Origin of the sequence: Stenotrophomonas sp. 22692, from assembly GCF_052045015.1 — a bacterium.
In the GTDB taxonomy this organism is placed as follows: domain Bacteria; phylum Pseudomonadota; class Gammaproteobacteria; order Xanthomonadales; family Xanthomonadaceae; genus Stenotrophomonas; species Stenotrophomonas geniculata.
This window is the reverse complement of record NZ_JBQEMR010000005.1, coordinates 1-10279: the sequence shown is the minus strand read 5'-3', so window position 1 is coordinate 10279 and position 10279 is coordinate 1. Positions and strand designations below refer to the sequence as shown.

The 10279-nt window shown below is 68.8% G+C and carries 10 protein-coding genes; 7 read left to right on the top strand and 3 right to left on the bottom strand.

The genetic code is table 11. The annotated features are described in order from the left end of the window. Window positions 1–94: 94 nt before the first annotated feature. The 7 genes from ACTJJM_RS07035 to ACTJJM_RS07005 all read left to right on the top strand — a co-directional run bounded on the left by ACTJJM_RS07035 (window position 95) and on the right by ACTJJM_RS07005 (window position 7498). Complete coding sequence (locus ACTJJM_RS07035) at window positions 95–625, top strand: gamma carbonic anhydrase family protein (protein WP_019337016.1); 531 nt, start codon at window positions 95–97, stop codon at window positions 623–625. 123 nt (window positions 626–748) lie between these two features. Beyond that, the gene (locus ACTJJM_RS07030; RefSeq protein WP_010482196.1) at window positions 749–1438 is read left to right on the top strand and encodes an RDD family protein; all 690 of its coding nucleotides are present in this window, start codon (window positions 749–751) and stop codon (window positions 1436–1438) included. Next, window positions 1435–2427, top strand: a complete 993-nt coding sequence (locus ACTJJM_RS07025) for a stage II sporulation protein M (RefSeq protein WP_019337015.1) — start codon at window positions 1435–1437, stop codon at window positions 2425–2427. The genes ACTJJM_RS07030 and ACTJJM_RS07025 overlap by 4 nt, the downstream gene beginning before the upstream one ends. Next, a complete protein-coding gene (locus ACTJJM_RS07020) occupies window positions 2417–4039 on the top strand; it encodes a DUF4129 domain-containing protein (RefSeq protein WP_235650966.1) in 1623 nt (540 codons plus the stop codon). Before ACTJJM_RS07025 ends, ACTJJM_RS07020 begins: the two co-directional genes overlap by 11 nt. After that, window positions 4036–5220 (top strand): DUF4350 domain-containing protein, encoded by a 1185-nt coding sequence (locus ACTJJM_RS07015; RefSeq protein WP_440865338.1) that lies wholly within the window; start codon window positions 4036–4038, stop codon window positions 5218–5220. Before ACTJJM_RS07020 ends, ACTJJM_RS07015 begins: the two co-directional genes overlap by 4 nt. Further along, entirely contained in the window at window positions 5217–6203 is a 987-nt protein-coding gene (locus ACTJJM_RS07010) for an AAA family ATPase (protein WP_014648782.1), read from the top strand. Before ACTJJM_RS07015 ends, ACTJJM_RS07010 begins: the two co-directional genes overlap by 4 nt. After that, window positions 6200–7498 carry a DUF58 domain-containing protein gene (locus tag ACTJJM_RS07005; protein ID WP_440865337.1) on the top strand — a complete coding sequence of 433 codons (1299 nt, stop codon included), beginning with the start codon at window positions 6200–6202 and terminating at the stop codon, window positions 7496–7498. Before ACTJJM_RS07010 ends, ACTJJM_RS07005 begins: the two co-directional genes overlap by 4 nt. 104 nt (window positions 7499–7602) lie before the next feature. Here ACTJJM_RS07005 and ACTJJM_RS07000 read toward each other — a convergent pair whose 3' ends face one another. Genes ACTJJM_RS07000 through ACTJJM_RS06990 form a run of 3 tightly spaced genes read right to left on the bottom strand, consistent with a single transcriptional unit; the run spans window position 7603 to window position 10008 of the window. After that, entirely contained in the window at window positions 7603–8250 is a 648-nt protein-coding gene (locus ACTJJM_RS07000) for a hypothetical protein (protein WP_440865336.1), read from the bottom strand. Continuing rightward, window positions 8250–9428 (bottom strand): glutathionylspermidine synthase family protein, encoded by a 1179-nt coding sequence (locus tag ACTJJM_RS06995; RefSeq protein WP_440865335.1) that lies wholly within the window; start codon window positions 9426–9428, stop codon window positions 8250–8252. The genes ACTJJM_RS07000 and ACTJJM_RS06995 overlap by 1 nt, the downstream gene beginning before the upstream one ends. A 7-nt stretch (window positions 9429–9435) precedes the next feature. Continuing rightward, window positions 9436–10008 (bottom strand): DUF1190 domain-containing protein, encoded by a 573-nt coding sequence (locus ACTJJM_RS06990; protein ID WP_440865334.1) that lies wholly within the window; start codon window positions 10006–10008, stop codon window positions 9436–9438. Between the last annotated feature and the right edge of the window lie 271 nt (window positions 10009–10279).

Below are 10279 nucleotides of genomic sequence, written 5' to 3'. Positions count from 1 at the left end.
TGCTCAGCTGCGTAGGGAGCCGAGCATGGGCTCGGCTCTACAACGCACCACGCAGGTATCATCGTCGCGAACGCCCTGATTTCCGGAGACTTCGATGAACCCGCTGCGCCCCTTCCGCGACAAGATGCCCGTCCTCGGCGAGCGCGTGTACATCGACCCGGCCTGCACCGTCATCGGTGACGTGGAGCTGGCCGACGACGTGTCGGTGTGGCCGGGCACGGTCATCCGCGGCGATGTCAACTACGTGCGCATCGGTGCGCGCACCAACGTGCAGGACGGCACCATCATCCATGTCAGCCACCACAGCCCGTACAACAAGGCCGGCTACCCGACCCTGATCGGCCAAGGCGTGACCGTCGGCCACGGCTGCATCATCCACGCCTGCACGATCGGCGATTACAGCCTGATCGGCATGGGCGCCTGCATCCTCGACGGCGCCCGCGTGGAGCGCCATGGCTTCGTCGGCGCCGGTGCGGTGGTCGGCCCGGGCAAGGTGGTGGGCGAAGGCGAGCTGTGGGTCGGCAACCCGGCCCGGCCGGCGCGCACGCTGAGCGACAAGGAGATCGAGTCGCTGCACTATTCGGCCGACCACTACGTGCGGTTGAAGGACGAATACCGGGGCTGAGCAGCCAACGCCGCCACGCGGCTCTGCTAAAGTCTGGGCCCGACCAGGACCTGTCGAGACCCCCATGCCTGTGGCTGCCTGCCGGAGAGGACTCCGGCGCCCACAACGAAGGCCATCGCGCTGATGGCCGCACCGATGCTCGATACCTACCGCGAGGTGGTGACGCCAGAGGGTGTGCCGCTGCAGTTGCCTGCCGCCGGCCCGGTACCGCGGGCGATGGCCTGGCTGGTCGATCTCGGCGTGCGCATCGCGGCACTGGTGCTGGTGTCCATTCCGCTGGCGCTGCTGGACAAGTTCGGCTCCGGCCTCTACCTGGTGCTGATGTTCCTGGTCTACTGGGCCTACCCGATCGTCTGCGAAGCAGTGTGGGGACGCACCCTGGGCAAGCGTGCGCTGGGGCTGCGCGTGCTGTCCCGCGATGGCGCGCCGGTAGGCTGGATGGCGGCGATCACCCGCAACCTGCTGCGCACGGTGGACATGCTGCCCTTCGGCTATGCGCTGGGCCTGATCAGCAGCCTGTTCGATCCGCATGGCCGCCGCCTGGGCGACCTGGTGGCCGGCACCGTGGTGGTGCATGCACCCGCGCTGTATCTGCCACCGCCGCCGACCATCGACAGCGTGCTGGCCCCGCCGCAGCCCCTGCGACCAGAGGAACAGGCCGCGCTGATGGCCTTCGCCGAGCGCGCGCCACGCTTGTCGGCGGCGCGCCAGCAGGAGCTGGCCGGTATTGCCGAGCCACTGACCGGCACCCACGGCCAGGTCGGCGTTCTGCGCCTGTATGCGATGGCCAACTGGCTGCTGGGGCGGCGATGAAACAGGAGCAGTTCGTCGCCCGCTACCAGCAGGAATGGCAGGACCTGGAGCAGTGGCTGCTGCTGCGTGCCGGCGCCTCACGCCGCACGCGCCGCAAGGCCAGCGGCCTGGCACTGGACGACACGACCTTCCCGCAGCGCTACCGGCGGCTGTGCCAGCAGCTGGCGCTGGCCCGCGAGCGCGGCTACAGCCCGCAGCTGGTGCAGCGCCTGCAGCAGCTGATGCAGCAGGGCCACAGCGTGCTGTACCGCACGCCGCCGACACGTTGGCGGGGTGCCCTGGAGTTCCTGGTGGCCGACTTCCCGCTGCTGGTGCGCAGCCAGGCGCGCAGCATGTGGGTAGCGCTGGCGATGTTCGCGCTGCCGGCGGTGGCCTGCTTCGTGCTGGTGCAGGTCTATCCGGACCTGATCCACATGCTGATGGACAACCGCCAGATCGCAGAGATGGAGCGCATGTACGATCCCGCCGCCGAGCGCCTGGGGCGTGACAGCGGCACCGACTGGATGATGTTCGGCCACTACATCATGAACAACATCAGCATCGCCCTGCGCACCTTCGCCAGCGGACTGCTGGCCGGGCTGGGCACGCTGCTGGTGCTGCTGTTCAACGGCGTGATCATCGGTTCAGTGGCAGGCCACCTGCAGCACATCGGCCATGGCGACCCGTTCTGGCGCTTCGTGGTCGGCCACGGCGCCTTCGAGCTGACTGCGATCGTGATCGCTGGCGGTGCCGGCCTGCAGCTGGGCATGAAGCTGCTGGCGCCGGGCCGGCGCAGCCGCCTGGATGCACTGGTCGACGGCGGCCGCATCGGCGCGCGGCTGTGCCTCGGCGTCGCCTTCATGCTGTTGGTGGCCGCCTTCATCGAAGCCTTCTGGTCATCGATCGCCGAAGTACCTGCATGGGGCAAGTTCAGCGTGGCCGGTGTGTTGTGGGCCGGCGTGCTGCTGTGGCTGTGGCGCGGCGGACGTGGAGCTGGCCATGCGCATTGACCACCTGGACGTGGCGCTGCGTGCCCGCAGTGGCTGGGAAGCGATGGAGCTCGGCACCGCGCTGTCCCGCCGTCACGCGCGCGCGCTGTGGGGCAGCTGGCTGCTGGCCAGTGCACCGCTGTTCGTGATCTTCAACGCGCTGGGCTGGTGGCTGGATGCCTTCGGCTGGGCCTGGCTGGCGATGTGGTGGTGCAAACCGCTGTTCGAACGTGCGCCGTTGTATGTGCTGTCGCGCGGCATCTTCGGTGAACCAGTCGGCACGCTGGCCGCGCTGCGTGCGCAACGTCACTGGGGCAACAGCGGCTTCTGGGGCTACCTGGGTTGGCGTCGTTTCAGCGTGCTGCGCAGCCTGTGCCTGCCGGTGAACCTGCTGGAAGGCAACACACCGGGCCAGCGCGGCCCACGTCGTCGTGCAGTGGCAGCCGGCGCAGCGGGCGCGGCACTGGTACTGACCGTGACCTGCATGGCGTTCGAAGCCGTGCTGGTGTCCGGCGCGATCGGTGCGGTGTTCATGTTCATGCCACTGGAGCTGATGTCCGAATCATGGCGCGCCGCATGGGACATGATCGGCCAGGACACACCCGCATGGGCACGGCTGGGCTTCAACCTGGCGTGCTGGCTGGCCTCGGTGCTGATCGGCCCGTTCTTCGTCGGTGCGGGCTTTGGCCTGTACTTGAACCGGCGCACGCAGATGGAAGCCTGGGATGTGGAGATCGCCCTGCGCCGCCTGCGCGAGCGGCTGCTGCCGGCGGCATCGACGCTGGCCCTGCTGCTGTGCCTGGCACTGCCGCTGGTCTCCGCACCGGTGCATGCGCAGGACACAGACGCCGAGCCCGAACGCGCCATGGGCAAGCCCAACGACCGTGGCATCGACGCCGAGGAAGGCGACGAAGCACCGACCATCGACCCGGGCAACACCCCGGCAACGATCTTCGGCGGTACGCCGGTGGACACCGCCGGTTTCCGTCAGGCAGTGAACCGCGCCTATGAAGACCCGCTGCAGCGCCCGACCCGCCAGGTCACCCGCTGGAAGCCGATCGAACAGGCCGAGGAAGAGAAGAAGGAAGACAAGCAGCTGCAGCGTGACACCAACAGCAACGGTGAACGCAAAGCGCGCAAGGACGGCATCGCCTGGCTGGCGCGGCTGGCCGAATGGGGCCTGTGGGGGCTGCTCGGCGTCCTGCTGCTGGTGCTGCTGCTGACCGCACGGCTGTGGCTGCCGTGGGTGCGGGGCAGTGGCCGACGCAAGGCCGAGGCCGCACCGCCGGTGGTGGAGGAACAGGTGGAGTTGCCGGTGGTGCTGCCGCCGGACGTGGCCACCCAGGCCGGCCTGCTCTGGGACCAGGGCCGGCCGCGGCAGGCGCTGGCCCTTCTGTACCGCGCCAGCGTGCGCACGGTGGGCGAGCGCAGCGGTATCGCGCTTCCACCCGGTGCCACCGAAGCGCAATGCCTGCGCGCGTCGCGGCGCATGCCCGAGGCCAGCGACCGTGACCTGTTCGCGCGCATCGTGCGCATGTGGCAGTACGCCGCCTACGGTGGCCGCCTGCCCAGCCGCGCCGATTTCGATGCATTGGCCGATACGCTGCGCCAGCAGTACCGGTGGCAGGCATGAGCCCGCGCCTGTTCTGGTCGCTGCTGCTCGGTGCATTGGTGCTGTTCGGTGTACCGCTGACGATCCTTTACCTGCGCACGCATGAGCGGGTGACCGAGACCGTGCAGCTGCCGCCGCAGGGCGAAGCTGGCTACAACCCGCTGTACGTGCTCGGCCAGGCCCTGCGCGCCGACGGCATTGACGTGCACTCGCGGCCACGGCTGGAACTGCGGCAAATGACGCTGGGGCCGCACGACACGGTGGTGCTGCTGCAGGACAGCAGCGAACTGCCGCCGCCCGTCGCCAGCGCGCTGCTGGACTGGGTCGATGGGGGCGGCCACCTGCTGGTGCGGACGCCGCCACCGGCCGAGGACGATGCCGGCAGCACGCAGGGGCCCCTGCTGGATCAGCTGGGCGTGGACAGCCTGTTCCAGCGCAGCGACTGCCAGCCGTTCCATGTCGACGACGATCCTGGTCACGTTGAGTTCTGTGGAGGCCGCCGCTTCACCCTGGGTTTTGCCGCCAGTGCACAGGCCGAACGTCGCTGGGGCACGGATCGCGACCTGGTGTTTGCGCGCCTGCGCCATGGCCAGGGCAAGGTGAGCGTGCTGGCCGACATGGAGTTCATGCGCAGCGAGGTGGACTCACCGGCAGCGCGCCTGGCATCGGCAGGGGTCAAGGCCAGCGACGGCCTGCACGACGCGTCGCACCGCGACCTGACCCGCTATCTGCTCGATCCGAACTACGGCAAGGGTGCGGTCTGGCTGATCTACGCCAGCCGCCCGCCGTCGCTGTGGTCGCGCATGTTCTACCAGGGCTGGCCACTGTGGGCGCCACTGCTGCTGGCCCTGCTGGGCTGGTTGTGGGGCCGCTCGCAGCGCTTCGGCAGCCTGCTGCCGTCACCGGTACTGGAACGCCGTTCGCTGCTGGAACACGTGCGTGCCAGTGGTGAACTGCTGCTGCGTTTCGGCCACGGTACGCGCCTGTACGAGGCCGTACTCGCCCTGTTCCTGCACCGCCTGCGCCTGCGCGCACCGGTTGCGGCCGCACTGGATGGTGCGCCACGCGATCAGGCCATCGCCGAGCTGCTGAAGTGGCCTCAAGGCCGCGTTGCCAGCGCGCTCACGCCCCCTCCGCCGCACGATTCCTCCGCCCTGCGCGAGCGCATCCGCTTGCTGCTCCAGATGAGATCCCTGCTATGACCGAAGTCCCCGAGCTGCCGGCGGCCGCCAACGCCCGCCTGATCGAACGCGTCGATGCCATCCGCACCGCCGTCGGACACGCCTTCATCGGCCAGGCCGATGTGCTGGACCAGATTCTGGTGGCCCTGCTGGCCGGCGGCCACGTGCTGATCGAAGGCGTGCCCGGGCTGGGCAAGACGTTGCTGGTGCGCGCGCTGGCCCAGGCCCTGGAGCTGGACTACGGTCGCGTGCAGTTCACCCCCGACCTGATGCCCAGCGACGTCAGCGGCCACGCGGTGTACGACCCGAAGAGCGAGAGCTTCAAGATCCGCCGCGGCCCGGTGTTCACCAATCTGCTGCTGGCCGATGAGATCAACCGTGCACCGGCCAAGACCCAGTCGGCGCTGCTGGAAGTGATGCAGGAAGGCCAGGTGACCATCGAAGGCAAGGCCTTCACCCTGGCGCCGCCGTTCATGGCGCTGGCCACGCAGAACCCGCTGGAGCAGGAGGGCACCTACCCGCTGCCGGAAGCGCAGCTGGACCGTTTCCTGCTGAAGGTGCTGATCGACTATCCGCAGCTGGAGGACGAGAAGCGCATGGTGACCGCGATCACCAGTGGTCGTGCTGCCAGCGATTTCGACCTGAGCCAGGTGCCGCGCGTGCTCGGTGCCGGCGAGTTGCTGGAACTGCAGCGTGCCACTGCGGCGATCACCGTCGATGACGAAGTGATCGACTACGCGGTGCGCATCGTTGCCGCCACCCGGCAGTGGCCGGGTATCGCGGTCGGTGCCGGCCCCCGTGGCAGCATCGCGCTGGTGCGTGCTTCGCGCGCGCAGGCGGTGCTGGCCGGCCGTGATTTCGTCACTCCGGATGATGTGCGCGACATCGCACGCCCGGCGCTGCGCCACCGCATCGCGCTGGCCCCGGAACTGCAGATCGAAGGCCAGGACGCCGACGACGTGCTGGGCGCGCTGCTGGCCAAGGTGGAAGCGCCGCGCCGATGAGGCCGGCCCCGCTGCTGCTGGCGCTGCTGCTGGCCTGGGCCGCCTTGGGTGGCCTGGTGCTGGGCGGGTTGCTGCCGCGCTGGAGCTGGGCGCTGGCGGCACTGGCGATTGCCGTGCCGGCGTTGATGGATCTGTGGCGGCAGTCGCGGCGTCCGTCGCCGCAGGTGCAACGCGAACTGCCCGAAGCGCTGGCACTGGGCGTGCGCCGCGAGGCCGCGCTGCGGCTGCAGGCAGACACGTCGATGACGGTGCAGGTGTTCGACCTGGTGCCCGGCGGCTGGCCGCTGGAATCGCTGCCGCAGCGCGTGCGCCTGCAGGCGGGCACCGCTGCCACCCTGCACTACCATCTGCAGCCGCTGCAGCGCGGGCATTTCCGCTTCGAGGGCGTGCACCTGCGCATGCGCTCGCCGTGGCGCCTGTGGTGGCAGCAACGCACGCTGCCTCCCGCGCTGGACGTGCGGGTCTATCCGAACTTCGTGCCGCTCACCCGCTTCGCATTGTTCAGTGCCGACCAGGCCTCGCGGTTGGTCGGTGCGCACGTGAAGCGCCGCCGCGGTGAAGGCACCGACTTCCACCAGATGCGCGAGTACCGCATCGGCGACAGCCTGCGCCAGCTCGACTGGAAGGCCACCGCGCGTGCACGCAAGCTGATCTCGCGCGAGTACCAGGACGAGAAGAACCAGCAGCTGCTGCTGATGCTCGACAGTGGCCGGCGCATGCTGGCCAGCGAAGGCGGGCTCTCGCATTTCGACCACGCCTTGAACGCTTCGCTGGTGGTGGCGTACCTGGCGCTGCGCCAGGGTGACGCCGCCGGCCTGTTCGCTGCCGGTGGTGAACGCCGCTGGGTGGCACCGCAGCGTGGCATGGGCACGGTCGAGCACCTGCTGCGTGCCAGCTACGACCTGCAGCCGCGCGCGGTGGCCACCGACTACCTGGCTGCGGCCACCGAGGTATCGCTGCGCCAGCGCCGGCGCGCGCTGGTGATGCTGGTCAGCAACGTGCGCGACGAGGACATCGAAGACCTGCTGGCGGCAGTGCGCCTGCTGCAGCGGCGCCACCTGGTATGCGTGGCCAGCCTGCGCGAGCGCGAGCTGGACGGCGTGCTGGACAGCGAAGTGCAGACACTGGAAGACGCCACCCAGGCCGGTGCCGCCGCACTCTACCTGCAGCAGCGCGCGAAGGCGCACGAGGCACTGCGCAGCGAGAAGGTGATGGTGCTGGACGTGACCGCCGATGCCCTGCCCGCAGCGCTGGTGGAGCGCTACCTGGCGGTGAAGCGCGAAGGATTGCTCTGATACCAACGATCGCGCTGGTGGGTGCCAACCTTGGTTGGCACGAAACCCACAGCGCCGACCAATGTCGGCATCTACCAACGGCGATTGCCGGCCAGCGGCCGGCACTACCCCTGCAGCAATCGCCGCTGCAACCGCTCCACCGCACGCTGCAGCAACACCCGGTTGCGGGCCAGCTTCATCCACTGCGGCAGGCGCGAGAACATGGATCGGTGATGGCCGCTGCTTTCCCGCAACGTCGCGCTCGCATACTCGTGCAGTGCCTGCAGATGTTCAGTGTTATAGGCCCAGAGCAGGCCCGCGCGGGTCGGTTCGACCAGGCGCAGCGGCAATCCGAAGTGCGGATCGGCAGGCTCGGCGTCACGCAACGGGCGCACCGCGACCGAAACATCGGTACTGCGATCACATTGCGCACATCGAGCAGCGAAGCACGCCGGTGCAGGCACTCCGGCGGGAGCCCGGCGACGCACATGCAGCCACTGATACCCACAGAATCCACAAGGTTGGCGGCCCAGCATGTAGACCGCACCGACCCAGTCACCACTATCCAACGCAGAACTGCAGCCGGTGCAGCGGAAACGCGCGGTCCATCGATAGGGTTTCCAGCTGGCGATAACCCAACCGGAGGTGTCGCAGCGATGGCAACGCACCGCGACGCGGTCCGCGAATGCCTGCAGGCTGCGCCCGTCATCGAAATGCCGACCCGGCACGGGCGTGGCACGCCCATGCCGGCCAGGCCAGCGCTCCACCGTCATCAGACGTAGATCCGCGTCGGCGCCTCATCTACGATCGCGTGCGGCACGAAGCGCGCACTGTCGCGGGTGATCGCGCTGTCGTCCTCGCGGATGCCGATGCCGCAGGCGTGGTCACCGATCACCCAGCTGCCGATCAGCGGGTAGCCGCCTTCGAAGCGGGTCAGCGGATGTGCGCGCTGGATGATCGCCGGGCCATCGTAGGGACCATCGCTGCGCTGGGTGCTGCCATCGGCCAGGTGCATCTCGATGTTGGCGCCCTCGCGCGAGAACAGCGGCTTGCGCACCCAGCCCGACGGCAGCGTGCTGCCGTCATCGAAGTGAGCCTCCAGCAGGTTCGGATGGCCCACGTTGCGCTGCCACAGCAGCGGCAGGATGCCCTTGTTGCTCAGCACCGCCTTCCAGGCCGGTTCCAGCAGCTGCACGCCGGAACCAGGCAGCGCGCGGCCAAACTCTTCAGCCATCAGGTCTTCCAACGGGTACAGCTTGAACAGCGTGCCGATCACCGAATCATCCAGCGCGGTGAAGCGGCCGTCCTCGGACAGGCCGATATCCTCGATGGCGATGGCCTGGCCATGCAGACCGGCCTGCGAGGCGCAGTCGCGCAGGTAATCGACAGTGCCACGGTCTTCTTCGGAGCTGCGCACCGCGCTGAAGAACAGCGGCGGCGGCAGCTGCGTGGCCAGTTCGCCGAAGCGCTCGACCAGCGCCTCATGGATCGCATTGAACTGGTCGGCATGCTGCGGCAGGCGGCCGGCGTTGCGCTGGTCTTCCAGCCACTGCCACTGGAAGAAGCTGGCCTCGAACAGCGAGGTCGGCGTGTCGTAATTCAGCTCGTACAGCTTGGCCGGGCCGGTGCCGTCGTAGGCCAGGTCCAGGCGGCCGTAGAGGTGCGGCTGGCGCTGGCGCCAGCTGTCGGCGATCCAGTCGCGGTAATGCGACGGAATCGCCAGCTGGTCCATCAGGCGCTCGCTGGCGATGACATCACCGACCAGGTCCATCGCCATCTGGTGCAGCTCGGCGCTGGGGTCTTCGATGTCCTGTTCGATCTGGCGCAGGGTGAACGCGTAGTACGCGCGTTCATCCCAGTACGGCTGGCCATCGATGGTATGGAAACGGAAACCCGCTTCCTCCGCGCGTGCCCGCCACTGGGCACGCTCGGCAATCCGGATACGCTGCATGGGTCGATCAGCCGCCGTAGCTGCCGCTGCTGCTGCGGCGCGCGCTGGTGTTGCCGAAGCCACCACGGCTGGCAGTGACCGCACGGTTCGGCTCGCTGGTGACCGGCGCCAGGCCGGCCTTGCCGGCACCGATGCCGCTGGCGGTGTTCAGGCCGCCGGTGCCGCCCGTTGCCGGGCGCGCCCAGCCAGCGTTCTTGTCCTGGTAAGCCGGTGACGACGCCGGCGCCTGCGGGGCGAGGCCGCCGCGGTTGCTCAGCATCTGCGACATGAAGAAGCCCATCATCATCGGGCCGATGAACGAGGTGCCGGCCGAGGTGTGCTGCTGCACGCACTGTTCCGGCTTGTAGTCCTTCTCGCAGGCTTCCTTGCTGGCGTACTTCGGTGCCGCATCGGCGGCCTGCTTCTGCGCTTCGGCAAAGGCATTGCGGCACGACGACGGATCACCGGTGGCCTCGGTGCAGGCCTCCACCGAGGTGTACAGGCCTTCCTGCACCTTCACCTCCGGCTCCTTCTGGCAGGCGGTGAACAGCAGCGGCGCGGCGCTCATCAGCAGCAGCGCGGTGGTGCGGGAACGTTTCATGGCCTCATGCCCTGTCGACGGATCAATGCCCCAATGATGCCAAATCCGGGCCAGCAACCGGAATCGGCAAAGTGGGAAAGATGAACGGCCTTTCATTTTCGTCGTTCCCCATCATCCACGCGTGGCGTGGATCCATCGTGTCGACCAAGGTCGACACCTACCAAGAGCAACGCAGAGCGCCGGCCCCGACAGATCGCGGGAAACTGTCGAAGGCGGGGTGGGGGGGGGGGGGGGGGGGGGGGGGGGGGGGGGGGGGGGGGGGGGGGGGGGG